Source organism: Trichormus variabilis 0441, from assembly GCF_009856605.1.
GTDB classification, from domain to species: Bacteria; Cyanobacteriota; Cyanobacteriia; order Cyanobacteriales; family Nostocaceae; genus Trichormus; species Trichormus variabilis.
Window position 1 is genome coordinate 5,936,266 of record NZ_CP047242.1, and the last position, 22,776, is coordinate 5,959,041.

General features: G+C 41.5%; 20 protein-coding genes. 10 read left to right on the top strand and 10 right to left on the bottom strand.

Going from position 1 to position 22,776, the window contains the following annotated elements; all coding sequences use genetic code 11:
- Positions 1-140 precede the first annotated feature (140 nt).
- The 3 genes from GSQ19_RS24485 to GSQ19_RS24495 all read right to left on the bottom strand — a co-directional run bounded on the left by GSQ19_RS24485 (position 141) and on the right by GSQ19_RS24495 (position 3,737).
- A complete protein-coding gene (locus tag GSQ19_RS24485) occupies positions 141-1,154 on the bottom strand; it encodes an ArsJ-associated glyceraldehyde-3-phosphate dehydrogenase (RefSeq protein ID WP_011320415.1) in 1,014 nt (337 codons plus the stop codon).
- A gap of 93 nt (positions 1,155-1,247) precedes the next feature.
- The gene (locus tag GSQ19_RS24490) at positions 1,248-2,306 is read right to left on the bottom strand and encodes a PstS family phosphate ABC transporter substrate-binding protein (protein ID WP_011320416.1); all 1,059 of its coding nucleotides are present in this window, start codon (positions 2,304-2,306) and stop codon (positions 1,248-1,250) included.
- A 258-nt stretch (positions 2,307-2,564) separates the two neighbouring features.
- Complete coding sequence (locus GSQ19_RS24495; RefSeq protein ID WP_041456313.1) at positions 2,565-3,737, bottom strand: CobW family GTP-binding protein; 1,173 nt, start codon at positions 3,735-3,737, stop codon at positions 2,565-2,567.
- Positions 3,738-3,910: 173 nt separating this feature from the next.
- Between GSQ19_RS24495 and cysS the strand changes: the two genes are divergently transcribed.
- From cysS to GSQ19_RS24520, 5 genes are all read left to right on the top strand, one after another.
- Positions 3,911-5,371 (top strand): cysteine--tRNA ligase, encoded by a 1,461-nt coding sequence (cysS, locus tag GSQ19_RS24500; protein WP_011320418.1) that lies wholly within the window; start codon positions 3,911-3,913, stop codon positions 5,369-5,371.
- A gap of 107 nt (positions 5,372-5,478) precedes the next feature.
- Positions 5,479-6,915, top strand: a complete 1,437-nt coding sequence (locus GSQ19_RS24505; RefSeq protein WP_011320419.1) for a TldD/PmbA family protein — start codon at positions 5,479-5,481, stop codon at positions 6,913-6,915.
- Positions 6,916-7,015: 100 nt separating this feature from the next.
- Complete coding sequence (locus tag GSQ19_RS24510; RefSeq protein WP_011320420.1) at positions 7,016-8,362, top strand: TldD/PmbA family protein; 1,347 nt, start codon at positions 7,016-7,018, stop codon at positions 8,360-8,362.
- Between the two features lie 259 nt (positions 8,363-8,621).
- Positions 8,622-10,028, top strand: a complete 1,407-nt coding sequence (locus GSQ19_RS24515) for a sensor histidine kinase (RefSeq protein ID WP_011320421.1) — start codon at positions 8,622-8,624, stop codon at positions 10,026-10,028.
- An 851-nt stretch (positions 10,029-10,879) separates the two neighbouring features.
- Positions 10,880-11,206 (top strand): STAS domain-containing protein, encoded by a 327-nt coding sequence (locus GSQ19_RS24520; RefSeq protein WP_041456314.1) that lies wholly within the window; start codon positions 10,880-10,882, stop codon positions 11,204-11,206.
- On the opposite strand, the gene GSQ19_RS24525 is transcribed toward GSQ19_RS24520, so the two are convergent.
- From GSQ19_RS24525 to GSQ19_RS24535, 3 genes are all read right to left on the bottom strand, one after another.
- A complete protein-coding gene (locus tag GSQ19_RS24525; protein ID WP_011320423.1) occupies positions 11,203-12,339 on the bottom strand; it encodes a SpoIIE family protein phosphatase in 1,137 nt (378 codons plus the stop codon). The two genes, GSQ19_RS24520 and GSQ19_RS24525, sit on opposite strands and share 4 nt — an antisense overlap.
- Positions 12,340-12,419: 80 nt before the next feature.
- Positions 12,420-13,187 carry a DUF1350 family protein gene (locus GSQ19_RS24530; RefSeq protein ID WP_011320424.1) on the bottom strand — a complete coding sequence of 256 codons (768 nt, stop codon included), beginning with the start codon at positions 13,185-13,187 and terminating at the stop codon, positions 12,420-12,422.
- A 163-nt stretch (positions 13,188-13,350) separates the two neighbouring features.
- The gene (locus GSQ19_RS24535) at positions 13,351-14,076 is read right to left on the bottom strand and encodes a hypothetical protein (protein WP_011320425.1); all 726 of its coding nucleotides are present in this window, start codon (positions 14,074-14,076) and stop codon (positions 13,351-13,353) included.
- Positions 14,077-14,212: 136 nt separating this feature from the next.
- Here GSQ19_RS24535 and GSQ19_RS24540 point away from each other — a divergent pair, with 136 nt between their 5' ends.
- The 3 genes from GSQ19_RS24540 to psb28 all read left to right on the top strand — a co-directional run bounded on the left by GSQ19_RS24540 (position 14,213) and on the right by psb28 (position 15,614).
- Positions 14,213-14,497 (top strand): glutathione S-transferase family protein, encoded by a 285-nt coding sequence (locus tag GSQ19_RS24540; RefSeq protein WP_011320426.1) that lies wholly within the window; start codon positions 14,213-14,215, stop codon positions 14,495-14,497.
- Complete coding sequence (locus GSQ19_RS24545; RefSeq protein WP_011320427.1) at positions 14,487-15,125, top strand: pyridoxamine 5'-phosphate oxidase family protein; 639 nt, start codon at positions 14,487-14,489, stop codon at positions 15,123-15,125. Before GSQ19_RS24540 ends, GSQ19_RS24545 begins: the two co-directional genes overlap by 11 nt.
- A 120-nt stretch (positions 15,126-15,245) precedes the next feature.
- Entirely contained in the window at positions 15,246-15,614 is a 369-nt protein-coding gene (gene psb28, locus GSQ19_RS24550; protein ID WP_010995256.1) for a photosystem II reaction center protein Psb28, read from the top strand.
- Between the two features lie 72 nt (positions 15,615-15,686).
- Here psb28 and GSQ19_RS24555 read toward each other — a convergent pair whose 3' ends face one another.
- The gene (locus tag GSQ19_RS24555) at positions 15,687-16,709 is read right to left on the bottom strand and encodes a tetratricopeptide repeat protein (protein ID WP_011320428.1); all 1,023 of its coding nucleotides are present in this window, start codon (positions 16,707-16,709) and stop codon (positions 15,687-15,689) included.
- 354 nt (positions 16,710-17,063) lie between these two features.
- Positions 17,064-18,347, bottom strand: coding sequence for an aspartate aminotransferase family protein (locus tag GSQ19_RS24560; protein ID WP_011320429.1), 1,284 nt, complete (start codon positions 18,345-18,347; stop codon positions 17,064-17,066).
- 150 nt (positions 18,348-18,497) lie between these two features.
- Between GSQ19_RS24560 and GSQ19_RS24565 the strand changes: the two genes are divergently transcribed.
- The gene (locus tag GSQ19_RS24565) at positions 18,498-19,562 is read left to right on the top strand and encodes a potassium channel family protein (protein ID WP_041456315.1); all 1,065 of its coding nucleotides are present in this window, start codon (positions 18,498-18,500) and stop codon (positions 19,560-19,562) included.
- Positions 19,563-19,785: 223 nt separating this feature from the next.
- Here GSQ19_RS24565 and GSQ19_RS24570 read toward each other — a convergent pair whose 3' ends face one another.
- Both GSQ19_RS24570 and GSQ19_RS24575 read right to left on the bottom strand, forming a co-directional pair.
- Complete coding sequence (locus tag GSQ19_RS24570; RefSeq protein WP_011320431.1) at positions 19,786-20,694, bottom strand: S1 RNA-binding domain-containing protein; 909 nt, start codon at positions 20,692-20,694, stop codon at positions 19,786-19,788.
- Between the two features lie 141 nt (positions 20,695-20,835).
- On the bottom strand, positions 20,836-21,582 hold the full coding sequence (locus tag GSQ19_RS24575) for a dienelactone hydrolase family protein (protein WP_011320432.1): 747 nt from the start codon (positions 21,580-21,582) through the stop codon (positions 20,836-20,838).
- A 201-nt stretch (positions 21,583-21,783) separates the two neighbouring features.
- On the opposite strand from GSQ19_RS24575, the gene GSQ19_RS24580 reads away from it, so the two are divergent.
- Complete coding sequence (locus GSQ19_RS24580; protein ID WP_011320433.1) at positions 21,784-22,767, top strand: GntR family transcriptional regulator; 984 nt, start codon at positions 21,784-21,786, stop codon at positions 22,765-22,767.
- Positions 22,768-22,776 lie beyond the last annotated feature (9 nt).

A 22,776-nucleotide genomic window follows, 5' to 3' on the forward strand; every position in this document is an offset into this window, starting at 1 on the left:
GGTACCTCTCCCCGACGCGGGGAGAGGCTTAAAACCCTGATTGTTTGGTACTCAGTTATAGATTTTCAGCCCCTTCCCTTGTAGGGAAGGGGTTGGGGTTAGGTTCCGTCGAATTCACGTTAATACCTGATACCCAATCCCTATTTGAGACTTAATGCAACCTTACGAGCGAGTTCAACCATACGGTTGACGTAACCCCATTCGTTGTCATACCAAGCCAGAATTTTTACTTGTGTTTCGTCTACAACCATTGTGGAAAGGGCATCAATGATGGAAGAACGAGGGTCGTCTTTGTAGTCGATGGAGACTAAAGGACGTTCTTCATAGCCCAGGATGCCTTGGAGTGGTGCTTGTTCAGATGCAGCTTTGAGGAGTGCGTTAATTTCTTCGACTGTGGTTGGTCGGTTAACTTCAAACACACAGTCTGTGAGGGAAGCGTTGAGCAGTGGTACTCGCACCGCGATACCGTTGAGTTTACCTTTGAGTTCTGGGTAAATTAAGGCGATCGCTGTTGCTGATCCTGTAGTGGTGGGAATTAGTGATAAACTGGTAGCCCGTGCGCGCCGTAAATCTTTGTGGGGCGCATCGACTAGGGTTTGAGTATTGGTGTTGTCATGGATGGTGGTAATAATGCCATGTTTAATCCCCAAGCCTTCGTGAATCACTTTCACCACTGGGGCTAAACAGTTGGTTGTACAGGAAGCCGCAGTTAAAAGGTGATGCTTTTCCGGCTCATATAAATAGTCATTCACTCCCATGACAATATTTAAGGCTTCTTCCTTCACAGGTGCAGCCACAATTACCTTCTGCACTCCACGTTTGAAATAAGGGTCGAGGGTTGCAGGAGTCCGAAATTTGCCAGAACATTCTAGGACTAAATCAACACCAAAGTCTTCCCAGGGTACATCTTCCGGTTTGCCATACTCACTAAAACTCAGAGGTGTACTATCAATCAGGACGCGTTCCCCCTCTGCTTCTACTTCTGGTGTCCAGCGTCCGTGAACAGAATCAAATTTGAGCAAATGGGCTGCTGCAACTGCACCACCTTTTATTTCATTAATATGCACAAATTCCAGTTCCGGCCAACCCCATGCAGCCCGTAAAGCCAGCCGCCCCATCCTACCAAATCCGTTGATACCAACACGAATTTTCATAATTTTTCCTATTGTTATTAGTCATTGGTCATTAGTCGATAGTCCAAAACAATAACTATTGACCATTGACTATTGACTATTGACTATTGACTATTAAAATTGCTTTTGCTTGCGTAATAATTCACCAAGCGTTAAATCAAACTGAGATTTACCAGCAAATACTGTTCCTGCTTTACCTTGATTTAAGTGAACATAATTAATTTGGTAAGCTTCGCTGGATAAGGGTACATAACCCACAGCTTTGGCAGTTTTTGGCGCTTGTTTAATGTAGTAATCTGCAAACTGATAAACTGCACTTTTATTTTGGGATGACCAAGGATTGACGTAGATAAATAAAGGTCGAGAAAGGGGCTGATATTTAGATTTTTCTACTGTTTCTCGTGATGGTGTAATTGCACCTTTACCATTATCAACTGCTAATACTTTTAAGCTTTTTTGGTTTTCTTCATAATAGGCATAGCCAAAATAACCTAAAGCATTCGGGTCTTTACTAATACCTGCTACTAAAACTTCATCATCTTCGCTAGCTGTGTAGTCGTTACGGCTGGCTTTCGCCTTACCTGTGATGGCTTCTGTAAAGTAATCAAATGTCCCAGACTGTTTACCAGCACCGTATAAATTTAATGGTCTATCTGGCCAAGATGCGCGTACTTGATTCCAACGGGTGATTTTCCCTTCTGCCCCAGGTTCCCAAATCTTTTTCAGTTCGGCAACGGTAATATCTTTTGCCCAATCATTTTGGGGATTCACGGCGATAGTTAAGGCATCAAAAGCCACTGGTAATTCTATATACCTGATGCCGTTGCGGTTACAATCTGCCATCTCTGCTTGCGTAATCGGTCGAGAGGCATTATTTATATCTGTTTGCCCTGCACAAAATTTGGTAAAACCGCCACCAGTACCGGAAATATTCACTTGAACTTGGAGATTATTTTTGGAGTTTGCTTGAAACTCTTTAGCGATCGCCTGGGTAATCGGATAAACTGTACTCGAACCGTCAACTGTCACACTCGCTACTTTCGTTGAATTAGCAACTTCGGTGACTTTTGCTGAATCCTGAGTTTGAGCCGAGTTATTAGATGTAGCTGTGCAACCACTGACGACAGCAAAAATCCCCAGCGTGAGAGCCAATTTCTCTGCTGTTGTTTTCATTTACCCCACCTTTATGGTGATATTTAGGTATGTCTATATCATTTCAAAAAAAATTGATATGTCAACCAAGGTGGGGCTACTGTACACAAAAATTCATCAAAAAAAGTTGATGTATCAGTAAAGGTTATTAATTTGGGGGATTGGGGACTGGGGATTGGGGATTGGGTGAAAAACCCCTACACCCCTACACCCCTACACCCTTACACCCCTACACCCAGTCTCAACAGAAAATCTGGGTGCGTAAGTCCTATATCAGTTCTATTTGCCAAAACCTTTACCTCGGCTGGTAGAAGGAAGACAGACACAGTTTTCTAATTGAGTGAGTAAGGTTTCACGATCTAAATTTTGACCAATCAATACTAATTGGTTTTTAGGTGTGCCTTTCCATTCCTCATCATCTAAAGTAAAGCGTTTACCACATAGGTGGAAAATGTGACGTTTGGGACTTTCATCAAACCACATAATCCCCTTGGCGCGGAAAATATTTGTGGGAAGTTGGTTATCTAGAAAATATTGAAACTTGCGAATCGAAAATGGTTGATCACTTTGGAAAGATATTGAGGTGAAACCATCGTTTTCTAAATGGTCTGAGTGGTGATGATGGTGTTCGTGGTCGTGATGGTCATGACCGCAAGCTGAATGATCATGATCGTGATGGTCGTGACTGCAAGCTGAATGATCATGCTCATGGTCATGATGATCATGCTCACAAGTTGAGTGATCATGGTCGTGGTCATGGTCGTGATGGTCGTGACTATGGTCATCGGCTGCATCATAATACTTATCCGACTCAAATAGACCCACACTTAAGATTAAGGGGAGGGGAACTTGCGATCGCTTCGTTCTTAAAATCCTCGCACCTTCTTTGACTTCATTGATTTTTCTTTCCAAATCATTCAAGCTGGCTTCATCAACCAAATCTGTCTTGTTCAACAGAATGACATCACCGTAAGCGATTTGGCTGTAAGCCGCTTGTGAGTTGAATAAATCTAAACTGTAATTGGCTGCATCCACTACGGTGATAATCGAATCCAACCGGGTTAAATCCCGCAGTTCTGTACCCAAAAAAGTCAGGGCTACTGGTAAAGGGTCGGCTAGTCCAGTTGTTTCCACAACTAAATAATCTAGCTTTTCTTCCTTTTCTAAAACTTTGTATACAGCATCGACTAAATCATTATTAATAGTGCAGCAAATACAACCGTTACTCAATTCCACCATGTTCTCATCGGTGGAAACAATTAACTCGTTGTCAATGCCGATTTCTCCAAACTCATTGACCAAAACGGCGGTTTTTAAACCCTGTTGATTGCTGAGAATATGATTGAGTAAAGTTGTCTTGCCACTACCAAGAAATCCAGTAATAATTGTGACTGGCATTCCTTGTTTGGGAGCATTCATTGGTTGAGAATTATCGGTGACTGCTGATTGCATAGCAATATGGGCGCAAAATTAGAAGATACGAGAGGACTTTCAGGGCAGCTTGTTTCGAGCAGAGTGGCAAAATGGTAGCGGAGATAGTCCAGAAAACACTAGCATAGGAATGCTGGAATATTTGTCCAGCTGCTTTATCCTATTATTGCCTATCTCTTCCAAGTTACCGTGTTATGACCCTAACGATTTACAATACCCTCACCCGCCGTCAAGAACCTTTGGAAACTGTAGAGCCAGGTAAGGTTAAGATGTATTGCTGCGGCGTGACAGTTTATGATTATTGCCATTTGGGTCATGCACGTTCCTATATAGTTTGGGATACGATTCGGCGTTATTTGATTTGGCGTGGTTTTGAAGTTAAATACATCCAAAATTTTACCGATATTGACGATAAGATTCTTAACCGTGCCAAAGAACAAGGTTCAACAATGGCGGAGGTGTCAAACCGCTTTATTGATGCCTATTTTGCAGATATCCGCCGTTTAAATGTCCTGGATGCGGATGAATATCCCCGCGTCACTGAGCATATTCCCGAAATTCATCAATTAATCCAAATTCTGGAAGAAAAAGGTCTAGCTTACGCCGTTGGTGGGGATGTTTATTATCGCGTAGAACGCTTTCCCAGTTATGGCAAACTCTCTGGCCGGGAGTTGGAACAAATGCAGGCTGGTGCTAGCGGTCGGGTAGATGTGGAAGACTCCGAACCAAAAAAGCAACATCCTTTTGATTTTGCCTTGTGGAAAGCAGCAAAACCAGGGGAACCAGCGTGGGATTCTCCTTGGGGTCAAGGTCGTCCGGGATGGCATATTGAATGCTCGGCGATGATTCGTTCTAAGCTAGGGGCAACTATTGATATTCATGGTGGTGGTGGAGATTTGATTTTTCCCCACCATGAAAATGAAATTGCTCAGTCTGAAGCAGCTATGAATCAGCCATTGGCGCGTTATTGGACACATAATGGCATGGTGATGGTGAATGGTCAGAAAATGTCAAAATCTCTGGGTAATTTCATCACCATTCGAGAATTATTAGATGGGGTGGGTAGTTGGAAAGGCGACCCAGTAAACCCAATGGCTGTAAGATTGTTTGTCTTGCAGGCACATTACCGCAAGCCTCTAGATTTTACAGAAGAAGCGATCGCCAACGCCGAAAATAGCTGGAAAACCCTCAAGGAAGGTTTGCTCTTTGGCTATCAATACGGTGAAAAGCTCGGTTGGGGTCAAGAATCCGCAATTATTCCCGAACTCGCCACCCGTTTTCAAGAATTAGGCGACGATGACTTTAACTTCTCCGGTGGCTTGGCGGTACTGTTTGAATTAGCCAAAGAACTCCGCCGCGAAGGTAATATCCTCGTCCACGAAGGAACCACCAAAACCCCCAGCGATGAACTCCAACGCCAATGGAATACCCTTGTCACATTAGGTAAAGTCTTGGGTTTAGAAGCAACACCAGATGATGAAACCCTGACACAACCAGGTCTAAGTGATACAGATATTGAAGCCCTAATTGAGCAAAGACAAGCAGCCAGAAAAAACAAGAACTTTAGCGAAAGCGATCGCATCCGTAATGAACTACAAGCACAAGGTGTAACCTTAATTGATAGCCCCCAAGGTACACGTTGGCATAGGAGTTAAAGGGGACTGGGGACTGGGGACTGGGAAAGAGAAAATTCACCCAATACCTAATCCCCAATACCCAATACCTAATCCCCAATACCCAATCCCTATTCCCTAATTTTGTTATGTGGTCAGAATTAACAAAAGCGATCGCTAGTTTTAAAATACCTGCCGATTGGATCGGTATTCGGGTAGTAAAGGAAATTGCTGCTAACCATTATGTCCGTGATGGTTTACCTCAAAGCAACGGTAAATCAACCACAGTCGGAGCCATGTTAGAAGTTTTGGTGAATGGTTCCTTGGGTTATGCAGCTACCAACTCCCTAGAATTACCATCGTTGCAAGCGGCGGCTGAAATCGCCTATAAACAAGCACTAGCAGCCAGTCAGTGGGGCATATATCCTTTCCGTGAAACTGAACGCCCCAAAGTTGTGGGTGAATATAACTCCCCATTTTTAGAACCATTGGATGCTCTCAGTCCTGGGGAAATTAATGATTTGTTGGTGCGAATTTGCCACACCTTAAAAGTTGACGAAAAAATTGTCCAAACCACCGCCAGCGCCTCCACCAGTGAAAAACAGAGTTGGTTTGTCAGCAGCAACGGTTCTCAGGTATATCAAAAATTCTTGTCCATAGGTACTCATTATGGCGCGATCGCTCAAGATGGGGCGATCGTTCAACAACGTAGCAATAACGGCTGGCAAGCACACTGTTACCAAGGTGGACTAGAACTGTTAAAACAAGACCACCTATGGCAAAGAGTACAGCAAATAGGCGAACAAGCCATAGAACTCTTAACCGCCGAAGAATGTCCAAGCACCCGCACCCATTTGGTTTTAGCCCCAGACCAAATGATGTTACAAATTCATGAAAGTGTAGGACATCCCTTAGAAATTGACAGAATTTTGGGCGATGAGCGTAACTATGCTGGTGGTAGCTTTGTCAACACCAGCGATTTTGGCAAACTAGTCTATGGTTCGCCATTAATGAATATCACCTTTGACCCCACCGTTGCCGGCGAATATGCCAGCTATGGTTTTGATGATACAGGAGTAGTTGCCACAAGAGAATATGTCATCAAAGAAGGTGTATTAAAAAGGGGTCTAGGCAGTTTAGAAAGCCAAGCCAGAGCCAAAGTTCCAGGGGTAGCCTGCGCCCGCGCTTCCTCATGGAATCGACCACCAATTGACCGCATGGCAAACTTAAACTTAGAACCAGGAAACGCTTCCTTTGATGAGATTATCAGGGATATAGAACACGGCGTGTATATGGAATCTAATCGTTCCTGGTCAATAGACGATCGCCGTTATAAATTTCAGTTTGGCTGTGAGTATGCCAAACTCATTGAAAATGGTAAGCTAACCAAAACCCTTCGTAATCCTAACTATCGAGCCACAACACCAGAATTTTGGCATAGCCTAGTACAAATCAGTGACGATGCTAACTGGCAAATTTACGGTACACCTTTCTGTGGTAAAGGCGAACCAAATCAATCTATTTGGGTAGGACATGGTTCACCTGTTTGTGTATTTGCTGATGTAGAAGTTTTTGGGGGAGGATAATCAATTCAAAATTCAAAATTCAAAATTCAAAATACCCTACGGGAAGCTAAAGCTACAAAATTCAAAATTTCATGTTGCCCTCTATTCCTTTTTGATATCCATGAAAATTGAGGAAGTATCTACTTTAGAATTTAGTTTTAATCAACTATTAGAAACTCTCCTAGTTAAAAAATTAGAAAATGAACAATTCACTGTGAAACTTAGCAGTGAACGTAGTCAATTTACTCGCTTTAATCAAGCCAAAGTTCGCCAAACTGGTTTTGTGGCTGATGGTTGGATTGAACTAACTCTGATGACAGACCAGCGCAGCAGTTTTCGTCAGTTTCCTTTTACTGGAAATTGGGAGAAAGACTGGCAATCAGCATATCAAGCTTTACAAGAACTGCGGGATGAATTGCCTTTATTACCAGTTGATCCTTATCTAGTTTTACCATCAGGAAATAATACTAGTCGGGAAACCCATATAGGTAATATATTGCCAGCAGAGGCAGTAGTAACGAATGTATTAGAACAAGTTAGGGAGTTAGATTTTACTGGTATCTATGCTGGGGGTTTAGTTATCAGAGCTTATGGCGATTCTAGTGGACAAAAACATTGGTTTGCTACTGATTCCTTCACTTTAGATTATTCCTTATTTATCAGTTCTGGACAAGCTGTTAAAGGTACATTTGCTGGAAGTAATTGGGATCAAGAAGCTTATTCTGTCAAAATCAACGAAGGGAAACAGCAATTAAAACTGCTAGCAAATCGAGCTAAAGAAGTACCAAAAGGACAATACAAAACTTATTTTGCCCCGGCGGCTGTTGCTGATTTATTAAGTATGCTTTCTTGGGGTGCAGTCAGTGAAGCAGATATCCAACAAGGTAATAGTGCATTAGCCATCTTGTCACGCCAAGATAAACAACTTTCCCCTAAATTTAGTTTGAGAGAAAACTTCCAACTGGGTTTAGTACCGCGATTTAATCAACTGGGGGAAATGGCTGCACCAGAATTATCAATAATTGACAAAGGAATTTTAGTAAATACCTTAGTTAATTCGCGGACTGCTAAAGAATATCAAAAAATTGCCAACGGTGCGAACAGTTCGGAAACCTTACGTGCGCCAGAGGTGATACCAGGGAATTTAACTTATGAGCAAATTCTCCCCAGTTTAGATACAGGCTTATATGTATCAAATTTGCATTACTTGAACTGGAGCGATCGCCCCACAGGTAGAATTACAGGTATGACCCGTTACGCCTGTTTTTGGATAGAAAACGGTGAGATTATCGCCCCCATTGAAAACTTACGCTTTGATGAAAGCCTCTATCGTTTTTGGGGAGAAAATTTAATAGACTTTACCAACATTCAAGAATTCATTCCTGAAGTAGGAACCTACGAGAGTCGTCAACTAGGAGGTAGTCTGGTTCCTGGAATGCTGGTCAATGATTTTACTTACACCTTGTAGCCATATTCATCTATCAAACTGAATCACTATATTTAGGCTGTTGTAACCATTGCCTATATATGATCATTTGTTTTAAATAGACGGCTCTTATGGTGGTAATAAGCTAATAGACGATATCAATTTACAATCAATTAGTTTGTATTAATCTTGTATGAAACTTGCTTAAATTGTTCTTTGGTAATAGAGTTTATCCCTTGTACTTGGGAAGAATGAGAGGAACGACGTGTCGTAATACCTACTCAATATTCAACCTATTGTCATGCTAACTCCACTTTCAAAAAAAACGGCGATTTCGTTACCCAATCAACCACTCCAGCAAGAAAATATTAACCTGAAACTGATTGTAGAAGGGATTGCATCTCAGGTTGGTGAAGCCTTCTTCCAAGCTTGCGCTCATTACTTGGCTGAGGTACTCCAGATTCAGTATGCTTTGATTGCAGAGTTTATTGATGATGAACAGCCACGAGCTAGAGTTTTGGCATTTTGGAAAGGAGAGGAATTTGGCCCCAATTTTGAATACGATCTGGCTGGAACTCCTTGCGGCGTTCTTTATCAAGAAGGTCTTCAGATTTACCCCGATTGTATCCAAAAAAAGTTTCCTGATGACCTAGATTTAGTTAACTTAAATGCGGAAAGCTATCTAGGCGTTCCAATTTTAGATCCTCAGGGTAAACCTCTTGGACATATTGCTGGCTTACATATTAAACCATTAGAACGCAGTTACGAAGAACAAGAGGCTATTTTAAAAATATTTGCTGCTCGATCCGCAGCAGAGATTGAGCGCCAATTAGCAGAAAAAGCACTTAAACAGCAAAATATTCACTTAGAACAAACTCTCAAAGAGCTACATAAAACCCAAATACAACTGATTCAGGCAGAAAGAATGTCTAGTTTAGGACATCTTGTCGCAGGTATTGCTCATGAGATCAATAATCCCATTGGATTCATTTATAGCAACATTACCCATACTAGAGAATTTATAAATATTCTTTTAGAACTGATTGTGGCATATCAATTAGAATATCCTAATCCTTCTATCTCCCTGCAACAGAAAATTAAAGAAGCCGACATAGAATTTTTACAAAAAGATGTTGCTAAAATGCTTAAGTCTATGGAAACGGGAAGCGATCGCATTCGGGATATCGTCCTGAGTTTACGCAATTTCTCTCGTCTTGATGAATCAAGCAAAAAATCAATTGATCTGCATGAAGGGATAGAAAGTACTTTGCTAATTCTGCAACATCGACTGCAAGCTAATGAGCTTTTACCACAGATCCAAATAATTAAAAAATACCAGCCACTTCCTAAAGTCAATTGCCATGCTAGCCAGATAAATCAGGTATTTATGAACATTTTGAGTAATGCAATCGATGCTTTACAGTCTGCCTCTAATACAATTACTCAGCCAAGAATTGAAATTAAAACAGAAGTAATTTTTCCAGAAAATACAGTCAGAATTTCTATTAGTGATAATGGAATTGGTATAGATGAGATATCAATATCCCACATTTTCGATCCTTTTTTCACCACTAAACCCGTTGGCTCTGGTACTGGTTTAGGACTTTCTATCGCCTATCAAATTGTAGTTGAGCAGCATCGCGGAAAATTAAACTGTATTTCTACCCCAGGACAGGACACGAAATTTGAAATAGAAATACCTATGTAAAGGAAATAAGATTCAGCGACTAGGTAGAACAGGGTAAATAATTAAAGTTTTGTAGTATGCTCTTGCGCTTAAGCGAGTCCTTGCTAATTTTATACAGAGTTTTACGCGCAACATTTTTATCGACACGCTATGGAAACGCAGAGAGAACTTTAGTTCTCAAAAAAGGACTAAAGTCCTTACTACAAAACTAATCCTAGTGTTTTTACATTACTTAATATAGGTTTTTCAAGTCGTTCTACTTATTAGACAACATCAAAGATAAGAAAAGAAAAACAGAGCTGTGGGCTACGGTGAGGGCTGGCTAATCGCCCGTTTGATAGTTTCTGCTGGCATAATTGTCTTTATAGCCTTTTTTATCCTAGTGAAGTATAAACGACAATAATTAAACGCAGATGGACACAGATAGACGCGGATAAATTTGTACCTCAGCAGACTAGGAAACGCTATATTGCATTGAGGGTTAAGTTAAATTGCAGCTTAAATTACAATTTTGCCAAACTGATTAGCTAATTTTTATAATGTATATTGTGTGAGAATATTGTTTGATAAATTTGCAAAAAAATTAGTCTTTTGGGTACAAGATATACAAAATAATATTGAGGAATTAGGCTATCTTCATATCTCTTACCTCAATCTTATTTCCTAAATCAGGTTCATAATTATATGAAGATAAATTCAAAATCTAGATTTATTGATTGAGGTAAAATCGACTTGTCTTGTGGTTACAAATGGAGTCTATAAGCAATAAGTAAGCCTCTTGAGGTGCATCTGTTTCACTAAAATTGTGTGTGTTGCTATATAATATTGGCAAATTTAGTACATCCTTTTACAGTAAATTAGTCAAAAACACTATGAATCAGCAAGTACAAGTTATTAAACTCAGTGGAATTATCAATACGGCAAATTCACAGGAACTGCGAGAAGAGATTACCCATCTCCTGAATAGCGGCACAAAAATTGTTTTAGTTGATTGTCAGGATGTGATTTTTATGGATAGTTCCGCCTTGGGAGCTTTAGTGTTAGCTTTTAAAACATTGAGAGCAGCAGGGACAAAATTATTTCTCTGTTCGATTAATGAACAGGTAAGAATATTATTTGAGTTGACTGGTATGGATAAGGTATTTGAAATATTTAATAATCAAGATGAATTTAATCAAATTATACTGGCGAATAGTTAGTCAAACTTAACTTGTAGGATTGATAAATCATCTTCAAACGTATCTTTGGGGTTCAAAGCGGTCAGGCAATTTAAGATTTGATCAAGTTGATAATCATCATTATGATGTACGCTAGCGAGTATCTGAATGAAAGCATCTAAACTCCAAATTTTGCCATCTGATTTAGTAATTTCATAAGCGCCATCACTGAAGATATACAAACTGCTCAATTTTTCGACATCGCAATAAGCATCAACATATTGTGCTTCTGGAAACATACCAACGGGCATTCCTGGGGTTCTTAAAATTTGCACTTCCGTACTAGCTGGTGATGTTCCAGATATCAAAATTGCAGGTGGATGACCAGCGCTAGCATAGGTTAGCTGTCGTTTGATGCGGTGATAAACACCATACCAGATAGTGAAGTATTTATCATTTTGATAATTCATCTGGAAGGTTTCATTAAGATTTTTCAGTACATCGCTGGGTTGATAATAATTGAGATTTTTCAGGGCGCGAGAACGCAGTAAATTAAGAACAGAAATTGAAGGGAGAGCAGCTTTTAATCCATGTCCGGCTGTATCTAGTAGATATAATGCCAAGCAATCGTCATCCAGCCAGTAATAGTCAAAACAATCACCACCGAGTTGACGAGAGGGGATGAATCGAGAATTGATGCTGATGGGTTCATTTAGAGGTTCTGGTAGAAGCGATCGCACATATTCGGCGGCTTCTGCTAGTTCTTCTTCTAATAGCAGCTTTTGAGTCCGCAAATCTCGACTTAATTGATGCAGTCGCAATCCGGCTCTTACCCTTGCTTGCAGTTCATTTTGCTCAATCGGCTTGGTGATAAAATCATCGGCACCAGCATCTAAACCTTTAACGCGATCGGCTACAGAGTCTAAAGAGGTGAGCAAGATAAAAAATGTAGTGGATAGATTCGGATTTGTCTTGATGCGATGGCAAACCTCCAAACCATTTAAGCCAGGCATGATCCAATCACAAATAATTAGTGCTGGGCGACTAGTTAATGCTTGAGTAATTCCTTCTTCACCATTACTCGCAGTAACTATTTGATAACCCTGTTTTTGTAAAATTCTTTTTAGTAATGTTTGAATTGATATATCATCATCAATTATCAAAATTTGAAACATAGTCAATAGTCATTGGTCATTGGTTATTGGTCATTGGTCGTGAGAGATATACTATAGTATTCCCTCCTTCCTTTTGCCTCCTACGGTGGTGAAAGAGGATTTAACCACAAGAGGATGGCACGATTTAGCTGATTTAAGTCACGATAGACTTCTTGTTTGAACCACTGCCCTAACGCATCAAAGGGGGTGAATGATGACCCTGTTTGCCATTTGACATCTTGACCTAAGGGTGTAGTGTGTGTTCCTGGTAAAGTCTGGGCTGTCACCATTTCTGGAAAGCGTACTTGTAAGATTTTGGTTAAAGCTGCTGATTGATCCAGGTTATCGTTATTAAATTTGATTAATAAGTTGCGCCGGATATTGTAACTTTCCTGCACGAGTTTGTTTGTTTCCAAAGGCGAGGGAGTAAATTCGATCGCCAAAGTAGTATTGAACTGTTCCACTAAGGGTATAGCATCCTTAGCGGCATAGTTGTTGAAAGAGATTAAAATATTACCCGCCCGTTCCACAGGGAAAAGACTGCCAATAAGTAAATGGAGTTTACACCCCATGCTATGCCCGATTCCGTAGGTAGGTAAGTAGAGCTTGCGTAATGCCCCAGAATCATGCAATCTCTCTATTGTGCGTTCAAAGTTTAATAGCACAGAGTTGGCGATCGCAATATGATCCAAAGTATTTACAAAGGGCGTGGCAATCACTACATACCCTTTATTACCCAACTGTTCTAGTAGCCAACGATATGTCAGATGGGGGGCTGTGGCAACAAACGCACCTCCCAAGAAATGAATGATCCCGACTGGATTACGGGGGACAAGCACCCAGTTACCTCTAATTTCTTTCCAATCCATCCCTGTAGGCGATCGCTTAATTTACACTTCTTTATGTTAGACCCTGGATTAGTCATTTTCCAACCAGAACCCCATCAGCAATTACCACAACAAGAATATTAATATTTCTCTCATTACTTCCAATACTGCTTGGATAAAACAATCTCAAGACTTTTGTCACATTTTATAGATTAGATTGACTTTGCAAGCTTTTCATTTCATATTGCACATCTAAAGCAATTTGTAATGCTTCATTTAGTAACCTGCCATGCTCAGTGGCTTGTTCTGTCACCTGCATAGCGGTTAAAGTAGCTAAATTATTGGTAAACAATTCTGTATTACCGAGAATAAAATTCTTATTTTCTCTTAATATTCTTTCTGTTCTTAAAGCTCTAATTAAATCGGCTCTTGTAAGTTTCAGGGCATCGATAACTTTTTCTCTTTCCTTGATGCTTACTCCTGTATTCCCTGCATCTTCTATCTGGTCATTAATATCTATAGCTTTAATCACTGCATTGTATCTATCAACATCATTTAAGAGTATTTCTAGAGAATTTGTCATATTTTTTCTCAGAATTTTTTGTTGGTTACGCCACCAGTAATATAAAAAAGTCTGTGTACTGACAACACCTAAAAAACTGAAAATTATTAATAATAACCAGGATGGCATCTCTATCCATGCGGCAAATACTTTGATAAAAATATCAAATATTAAGTATGCAAAAATAAATACAGAAAAACTCAGGAAAACTACTGTAGCCCCTTCAGAGCCTTTAATCTGAGTTATAATTTTTCTACAAATCTTTTTAAAAATGTTCCTGATAGTAATTAGTTCTGATTTCACAGGTAAGTTAGTCAAATTTTCTAGTTCTCTATGACTAATCTCCAAATCTTGTAAATCATTACGCACAGCTTTCCCCAGGTTGAAAAAAATAGTTATTTAGTACAATATAACAACCTATTTTAAGGATGTCTGAGGTTGCTGTGATTTTGTCTCAAAATTTTTATATTATTAATAACTAAGCTAATTAAAAAAGTAAATACCGATGAAGCAAGTTTCACAGACCTTGTATGAAAGTAGTCTTTCCCCACTCCCCACTTTCAAGCCAGAAGTGATGAGTCGGGTGGTGCGTTGGCTCTCCTTAACCGCAGGAGAAGTAAGGCAAGGGAAGGAATTGGCGCTTTTATACCGCATATTTCCAGCCACTAAACAATGGCTAGAGTTAGGGTATTTGGCGATCGCCGATGTGGTAGTCTTACCCTACGTGGCCTTAGCTGGCCATGGCGAAATTGACCTGACTAGCGGCTTAGGAGGGGATAATGACACGTAAATTTGGTGAAATTGCCTTCACTCCAGAAGTACAAGCAGCTCAAGAAGAGCGCGGCTCACGGCAGACCTATGATCGCTATATTGCCAATGGCCCTGCTAATGACACCATCACCCCCAACATTGCCAAATTTATCGCTCAACTGGAAGGTTTTTACCTGGGAACCGTCAGTTCTAATGGCTACCCCTACATCCAGTTTCGCGGGGGGTCACCTGGTTTCCTCAAGGTGCTGGATGAAAAGACGCTAGGCTTTGCTGATTTTTCGGGTAATTTGCAGTACATTACCGTCGGTAATTTATCCAGTAATGACAAAGCATTTCTGTTTTTGATGGATTATCGTCATCGCCAACGCATCAAGATTTGGGGTAGAGCCGAATACATTGAAGGCGAATCTAGTTTACTAGAGCAAGTAAGAGTTGCCGATTATCCCGCACAGGTGGAACGGGCGATTCTATTTCATGTCGAAGCCACAAGCGAGAATTGTCCCCAACACATTCCCGTCCGCTATTCCGAAAGAGAAGTTAAAGCAATGATGGCACCTTTAGAAAATCGGATTGCCGAATTGGAACAGCAGTTAAGTGAGCAAAATTCTTCTTCAAAGACTGGAAAGCAACTGCCAAGTAGAGACTGAAAAGCATTTTCATCTTTGGTGGTGCAACTTGTTTGATCGGGACTGACCTTTTAAATCGGATCTATTCGGTTACGAACTGTTGTAAATTGTGGATTATAACAATTAAATTTAAATCCACTCATGACATCTATCACCCCCTCAATTCAATTTTTCGCAGGTATTTTTGAAGAACTAAGTAATGTTAGTTTGCGGCGAGAAGTCCGTACTGGCAAACGCATCGTTATGATGAAGTTTAATCAACTCCAAGCGATAGAAGGATTCAACAGCTTTACTAAACAATCCTTGAATTCTCTATTGTTAACCGATGAAGAAGGGGAAATTAGCGTCACCCCTTCTGCTACAAGATTTATTTTTGGGGGTGATGAAGGTGATGAATTACAAGGAGTAGAGTGCAAATTTGAAGTTGAGCGTGATGATCATTGGGAACGGTTCATGCGCTTTATGAACCGTTACGCCGAGGCTAATGATATGGAATATGGAGAACGTTAGGTTGAGATATTTGTGAAAACAGCCTTGGTTTGCAAGTTTCCTGTAGATTCATCTGCTCATGAAGCGCTTTCCTTAAATAGCATCCATAAACTGCTTTACTTTGTCAAAGATTGTCTGATCTGAGATTTTTTCAGCTAGTGTTTGAGCATTGCGATAACACAATAGAGCTAACTTTTTGCGTTTTGTGGTGACGTATAGGTTACCCATATTCAACAAAGTCGAAATTTCTCCAAGAGAATCTTCTAGTTGTTGATAAATAACAAGTGCTTGTTTGTAGAATTTCAGTGCTTTGCGATGACTGCTCAATTTAGAGTAGGTAAAGCCAATGTTGTTGAGAGTAGTGGCTTCCCCTGGAAAATCGTTCATGGACTGGCGTGTTAACAAAACTTGATGGTAGAGTAACAGGGCTTGTTTGGGTTGTCCTAAGTCTAAATAGATCGAGGCGATGTTGTTCAGAGTTATGGCTTCACCCGCTAAGTTCTTGACTGCTTTTTGAATAGGTAATGCTTGTTGAAGATAGTCTAGTGCTTTCTCAAACTCACCTAAAACACTATAGGCGAATCCAATGCCATTGAGTGTGGTGGCTTCACCAGAAAGGTCTCCTAACAAACGCCGCATTGCTAAAATTTGATTTTGCAGCAAGAGCGATCGCTTGGGTTTACCCGATCTGATGTAAATTAGCGCCATATCATTGAGGGTGGAAACTTCACCCTGAGTATCTTGTAACTCTCTGAATATTTGTGCCGCTTTCTCAAAATACTCTAGGGCTTGGGTAAGTTTGCCGAGACGACTGCAAGTAGAACCTAGATTGCTTAAAGCCGTGGCTTCTGCTTGGATATTACCAATCTCTACAGCTACAGCCAAGGCCTGATGGAAACAATCTAATGCTTTTTGCGGTTGCCAACACCCAAGATATGCTAGACCAATATCGTTCAATGTATGACCTTCTCTAGCTCGGTCTGGAATTGCTCTAGCTAGTTGTAAATTTTCTGTTACCAAGTCAAGATATTCTGAAAATTTCCCCTGTTTGTAGTAAATATTAGCTTCGTTACGGCGTTCTTCCCAAACTTTGACTCGATTGCAAGATTGCGTCATTTGACCTCAGTTGTACTGCATATAGATTGGCAGGTTACTCTTGAGCAGATAGAACCTTCCTCAGGTTGCCCAACTTTAAGTTAACCTTTATTTTCTACCTTTAGATACAAGACGTAAAGAGATCAAGATGGTATGGTATCGGGATTATTCAAGCAATAATAAGATATCGAGTGAGCAAAGTATATCTTTATTAGCAAATATGTTCTATTTTTAAACCTGCATCTAGCTCAAGTAGTGAAGATATTTGATAACAATAAGCCGCCGATTCCAGTAGATGAACACAGACATTTATCAGCGTTCATTGGCGTGTATCGGCGGTGATTATTTTCGCTATTTTTGCTAGCAGTCTGTGATTTAAGCTGTCACAGTTGCTAATGCTTTTTCTAGTAACTTTAAGGCGGTGTTGATTTCTGCCTCTGTCACAATTAATGGTGGTACAAAACGGACGACTTTGGGCCCGGCTGGTACTAACAGTAAGCCTTCGTTGATGGCAGCTTTGACGACATCAGCAGCAGTTAATTGAATATCTGCGGCTAATTCCAAACCGTTAATTAAACCCCAACCGCGAACTTCTGTAAGATGATGGGGATATTTAGCAGCGAGCGCTCTTAAGCCTGCCCTTAATTGTTCTCCTCTATCTTCCACATTCTGCAAAATATTCTCCCTTTCCAAGGTTTGGCACACAGCCAACGCTACACCACAGGCAAAGGGATTACCACCAAAAGTGCTGGCGTGTTCTCCTGGTTGGAAGACATCGCAGAATTTCTTACTCATCATTGCCCCAATGGGGATACCACCACCCAAACCTTTGGCGCTGGTGAAAATATCTGGTTCTACACCCAGGTATTCATAACCCCACAATTTACCACTGCGTCCCATACCAACTTGCACTTCATCGAACATCAATAAAATGCCAGTGTCATCACAAATTTGCCGCAGCTTTTGGAAGTATTCCACATCACCAGGACGAACACCGCCTTCCCCTTGTAAAGGTTCAATGAGAATTGCCGCTACTCGGTAATCTCCCTCATCTAACTCACTAATAGCTGCTTCTACCGCACTGATATCGTTGTAATTTACATAGTGAAATCCGGGTACCAGGGGATCAAAATATTTTTGATACTTTGCTTGCCCAGTAGCGGTAATAGTTGCCAACGTCCGTCCGTGGAAACTGGCATTGGCGGTGAGAATAATAGGCTTTTCTATGTCTAAAACTGTGTGGGCATATTTACGAGCCAGTTTAATAGCGGCTTCGTTGGCTTCAGCACCAGAATTACAGAAAAATACCCGATCAGCGCAGGAGTGTTGAATAATCCATTGGGCTAATTCACCTTGTTCGGGAATGTAGTACAAATTAGATACATGGTGCAGCTTTTGGATTTGGCGCGTTACGGCTTCTACCATAGCTGGGTGGGCGTGTCCTAGTGTACAAGTGGCAATCCCCGCCACAAAGTCTAGGTATTCTCTGCCCTGGGTATCCCATACTCGGCAACCTGCACCCCGTTCTAAGGCGAGGGGGAAGCGTCCGTATGTGGACATAACAGATGCGTCAAAGCTATCTGTACTAAAGGGGCTAGATGCAGCAGAACCTGACTCTGGGGGGTTCGTGGCTTGCTCAATGAGAGTTTGTAGGCTCACTAACGCTCCTCCTGCGGATTTTTGATTGTATACTTACCTACTAGTTTCCTAGAGTTTCTTAAAAATAAATTTTTATTTATTGTGTTTCTTACTTTCTCTTGAGCTTAACATTATATATCCTCAAACCTGTGGCAATAGTGGAAAATAATTTTGTATTCAACTCTTGAACAGAAATACCAACGCATCCAAAAAGAGTTAATGGCCGGGGCGATCGCTCTCGGTGGTGTATTAATTCTCGGTACTTTGTGGTATCGGTTTGTCGAGGGTTGGTCATGGGAAGATGCAGCTTACATGACAGTTATTACCTTAGCTACCGTAGGATATGGTGAAACCAACCCCCTTGGTAGTCGTGGACGCTTATTTACTATTGCCTTAATTTTGCTAGGTGTAATCAATCTTGGCTACATTGTCAACAGGTTTACAGAAGCAGTTATTCAGGGTTACTTTCAACAAGGTATTCGGCTCAGACAACAGAGGCGCTTAATGGAATCCTTATCAGAACACTACATCATTTGTGGATTCAGTCGGACTGGTCGCCAAATTGCCAAGGAATTTCGGGCGGAAGGTGTAACATTTGTGGTGATCGATTCTGATGCTGATTCGATAGAAAGAGCGCAAGCCGAGGGGCATACAGCATTTCAAGGAGATGCTACACTTGATGATACTCTCCTGAGAGTTGGGATTGAGAGGGCAATTTGTTTAGTTGCGGCTCTCCCTTCTGATGCAGAGAATTTATACACGGTTTTATCAGCAAAAACTCTGAATCCCCGCATTAGAGCGATCGCACGAGCCAGCACAGAAGAAGCTCTGCAAAAATTACAGCGAGGCGGTGCAGATGCCGTCATTTCCCCATATATCACGGGTGGTAAGCGGATGGCGGCCGCCGCCCTCAGACCGCAAGTATTAGACTTTGTAGACGGGATTCTCACAGGTGCAGACCGTCAACTGTACATGGAAGAATTTTTACTCGACCCGGCCTTATGTCCCTTTGTTGGTCAAAGCTTGCAAAAAGCCAAACTGCGATCGCAAAGTGGGGCATTAGTCCTGGCTATTCGTCGCATAGATGGTATGCTCATCGGCGGCCCCACAGGAGATACAGTGTTAATGCCAGGAGACACGCTGATTTGCATGGGTACAGCCGACCAACTGCGTACCCTCAACCAAATTCTCGGCCCAATTGGTTCTCAGCAATTACGTAAACCTAAGAATATTTAAAAGGGTGTAAGGGAGAAGAAATTTATCTTTATTTTCTTCCCCTAAACCCCTATAGCGATTTCCAGTTAAGTGAGGTACAGATAATATTTTGAAACGCAGAGGGGCGCGGAGTAAAGCGCAGCGAAAAGTTCTGTAGGAGGGTCTCCCTCCGTAGGAAACTTTTCAAGACAGAGGTACACAGAGATTTGTACCTCAGCAGCAGACTAGGAAACGCTATAAACCCCTAAACCCCTTCACTCATTTTATTAGCAGCTCGGTGAGCGCGTGCTTCGGCTGAAGCCATGACTTCCTCGAAATTTTCTAACACTTCACCAGGGAAGTTTTCTAAAGCTCTGGTAGAGATAGCCACTCGACCTTTACCTTGATCTAAGTCGATAACTATGGCTTTAATTGTTTGACCAGGTTGAAAGACTTTTTCTAGGGATTCGATGAATTTTTGGCTAACTTGTTTGATATGTAGCAAGGCGCTGAGACCATTTAAATCAACAAACACGCCAAAAGGTTTAATTCCAGTTATTTTACCTTCTACTAACTGACCAATTTCTAACTGATTGAAGTTACTAGAACGAGTTACCAAACGCTGGGAAAGGACGAGTTTTTTGTTATTGCGGTCTACTTCTAAAAAGCCAGCCGTGAGAGTATGACCTTTAAGGGCTTCTAAATTATCACGCTCTGTGAGGTGCGATCGCGGAATAAATCCCCGCAAGCTTTGAACATCAACAGTGACACCACCTTTATTCACCCCTGTCACCTTCACATCCACAGGCTGGGAATTTTCCTTCATTTGCGCCAGTTTTTCCCAGATATGATTAATTTCTAACTGCCGTCGAGAAAGAGTTACTTGACCTTCTGCATCCTGTTCACGGATGATAATAAACTCAAGCTCCTCATGCAACGGCAATACTGCCGCTAAATCGTTAACTGCCCTCAAAGAAGCCTCATCGCGGGGAATATAAGCTGACGACTTGCCACCAATATCAACATAAGCGCCATCAGGATCAAGTTGGAAAACCTTGCCGTAAACAACTTGCCCCTTTTGGAACTGGTAGTCGTGATTTTCTAGTGCTTTGGCAAAGTCGTCCATTGTGAAAGACGAGTTGGCTTTTTGAGATAGTTTCGATTCGGAATTCATGACTATTGAACTTAAATTGTGGTTATTTTATTTGAAACCAAGGGAATTGATAATTCGTAATACCCTACGGTAAGCAAGCTACGTAATTCTTAATGAACAAGGCTCCGCTTAAGGTGGTATGGGAATTGAGAGTCTTTAAACCTATGTTGTTAACACAGTCTTAAATAGTTGTTGCACCTGCTCCCAAGCAGCAGCTGCTGCTTGAGGATTATAGCTGGCACGACGGTCACAGAAAAATCCGTGATCAGCTCCATCGTAGCGGAACACACGATGAGAAATGTTGTATTTTTCTAACTCTGTCTCGATTTGGTCTATTTGCTCTGGGGGAATACTGGCATCTTCCGTACCAAAAAAGCCATAGAGTGTGCCTTTGATTTCTGGTGTGCGGGTGACAGTAGGATTTCCGCCGCCAAATGTACGGGTAGCAATTCCCGCACCGTAAAAAGATGCCGTCGCTTTGATATCTGGTAAAGTGGCAGCAAGATAGGCTACATGACCCCCAAAGCAGAAGCCAATACAACCAAAGCCATTTTGTTTCACTTGGGGGAGAGTTTTCAGATAATCTATGGCTGCTTGAATATCGCTGAGTAATTCTGATGCTTTGGTTTGCATTGCATAACCTCTGCCAACTTCAATATCTTGGGGTGTGTATCCAGTTTCAAAGCCTGGTGCTTGACGTTGAAACAGCGCCGGAGCGATCGCCACATACCCCAATTTAGCAATCCGTTCTGTCACGTCCCGAATATGACCGTTAACGCCAAAAATCTCCTGTAAAACCACAATTCCTGGGTAGGAACCTGGTGCTTGTGGCTGTGCTAAGTACCCAGCTATTTGTAGATTATTTTGCGAAAAGTTAACGGTTTCTGTGGCAACTACTTGCTCAGTCATAATAATTTTTACCCGCGTTGTGTGGTGAATTTCTCTAATTATTTGATATAACTAGGCTACTTCTCTGAAAATATCAACTACCAATAGTCACCACATAAGAAATTTAAACCCGAAAGTACCCAACATAAAATCGCCAAAATGTTTGGGTTGTTTATTGTTATTCATGTTGAATTTTGAATTGCTTATTCAGGAGTTTGGGTGATGATTCAATTCCGTATTCAGCCAGATAGTGAGATTCCCGCATCAACCCAACTATTTAACCAACTCAGGTTTGCGATCGCTTCTCGGCAATATCCACCCGCATACAAATTGCCCAGCACCAGGGCTTTGGCAATGCAAACGGGGTTACACCGCAATACTATTAGTAAAGTTTATCGTCAGTTAGAGGAAGACGGTTTTGTTGAAAGTTTAGCAGGCTCAGGGATTTATGTCCGCGCTCAAGGTCATGAGGGTGGTAGCAGGCTACAATCGCCCATCCTCACACAACATCCTGAAGCATCAAAAGTTTTACAACAAGCACTGGATGAATTACTGGGACAAGGCTATTCACTCAGCCAAGCAAGAGAAATATTTTTGGCAGAAATTGACTGGCGCTTGCGTTGTAGTGCGCGGGTACTGGTAGCATCTCCGACTCAAGATATGGGTGTGGGGGAGTTAATGGCTTATGAGTTAGAAGAAGAACTAGAAATTCCCGTGCAGATAGTGGCGATAGATGAGTTAGCAGCCGTACTAGATAAAACCACTTCCGCTACAGTTGTCACCAGTCGCTATTTTATCAACGATGTGGAAGCGATCGCCGCCCCTAAAGCTATCCGTGTCATCCCTCTAGATATCTACGACTACAACAAAGAAATCAACCTGCTGAAAAACCTGCCCAAAGATAACTGTGTAGGAATAGTCAGCCTCAGTTCGGGAATTGGTCGCCAAGCAGAAGTCATCCTCCACGGCTTGCGGGGTGACGAGTTATTAGTCATGACCACCCAACCAAAAGATAATTACAAAATGCAGGCGATCGTCAAGCGCGCCGAAGTGATTATCTGTGACCAAGCCTGTTATGCAACCGTACAAGCCGCCGTCCAAGCCGCCTCCGAAGACATCATCCGTCCACCAAAATTAATCAAGGTAGATAATTACATCGGCGCAAACTCAATTAACTTACTCAAACGAGAACTAGGCTTAGGTTGACACTCTCCA

Excerpts from the sequence above, each read along its gene's own strand:
- GSQ19_RS24485 (WP_011320415.1), bottom strand. The coding sequence starts at position 1,154 with ATGAAAATTCGTGTTGGTATCAACGGATTTGGTAGGATGGGGCGGCTG.
- GSQ19_RS24490 (WP_011320416.1), bottom strand. The coding sequence starts at position 2,306 with ATGAAAACAACAGCAGAGAAATTGGCTCTCACGCTGGGGATTTTTGCT.
- GSQ19_RS24495 (WP_041456313.1), bottom strand. The coding sequence starts at position 3,737 with ATGCAATCAGCAGTCACCGATAATTCTCAACCAATGAATGCTCCCAAA.
- cysS (WP_011320418.1), top strand. The coding sequence starts at position 3,911 with ATGACCCTAACGATTTACAATACCCTCACCCGCCGTCAAGAACCTTTG.
- GSQ19_RS24505 (WP_011320419.1), top strand. The coding sequence starts at position 5,479 with ATGTGGTCAGAATTAACAAAAGCGATCGCTAGTTTTAAAATACCTGCC.
- GSQ19_RS24510 (WP_011320420.1), top strand. The coding sequence starts at position 7,016 with ATGAAAATTGAGGAAGTATCTACTTTAGAATTTAGTTTTAATCAACTA.
- GSQ19_RS24515 (WP_011320421.1), top strand. The coding sequence starts at position 8,622 with ATGCTAACTCCACTTTCAAAAAAAACGGCGATTTCGTTACCCAATCAA.
- GSQ19_RS24520 (WP_041456314.1), top strand. The coding sequence starts at position 10,880 with ATGAATCAGCAAGTACAAGTTATTAAACTCAGTGGAATTATCAATACG.
- GSQ19_RS24525 (WP_011320423.1), bottom strand. The coding sequence starts at position 12,339 with ATGTTTCAAATTTTGATAATTGATGATGATATATCAATTCAAACATTA.
- GSQ19_RS24530 (WP_011320424.1), bottom strand. The coding sequence starts at position 13,187 with ATGGATTGGAAAGAAATTAGAGGTAACTGGGTGCTTGTCCCCCGTAAT.
- GSQ19_RS24540 (WP_011320426.1), top strand. The coding sequence starts at position 14,213 with ATGAAGCAAGTTTCACAGACCTTGTATGAAAGTAGTCTTTCCCCACTC.
- GSQ19_RS24545 (WP_011320427.1), top strand. The coding sequence starts at position 14,487 with ATGACACGTAAATTTGGTGAAATTGCCTTCACTCCAGAAGTACAAGCA.
- psb28 (WP_010995256.1), top strand. The coding sequence starts at position 15,246 with ATGACATCTATCACCCCCTCAATTCAATTTTTCGCAGGTATTTTTGAA.
- GSQ19_RS24555 (WP_011320428.1), bottom strand. The coding sequence starts at position 16,709 with ATGACGCAATCTTGCAATCGAGTCAAAGTTTGGGAAGAACGCCGTAAC.
- GSQ19_RS24570 (WP_011320431.1), bottom strand. The coding sequence starts at position 20,694 with ATGAATTCCGAATCGAAACTATCTCAAAAAGCCAACTCGTCTTTCACA.
- GSQ19_RS24575 (WP_011320432.1), bottom strand. The coding sequence starts at position 21,582 with ATGACTGAGCAAGTAGTTGCCACAGAAACCGTTAACTTTTCGCAAAAT.
- GSQ19_RS24580 (WP_011320433.1), top strand. The coding sequence starts at position 21,784 with ATGATTCAATTCCGTATTCAGCCAGATAGTGAGATTCCCGCATCAACC.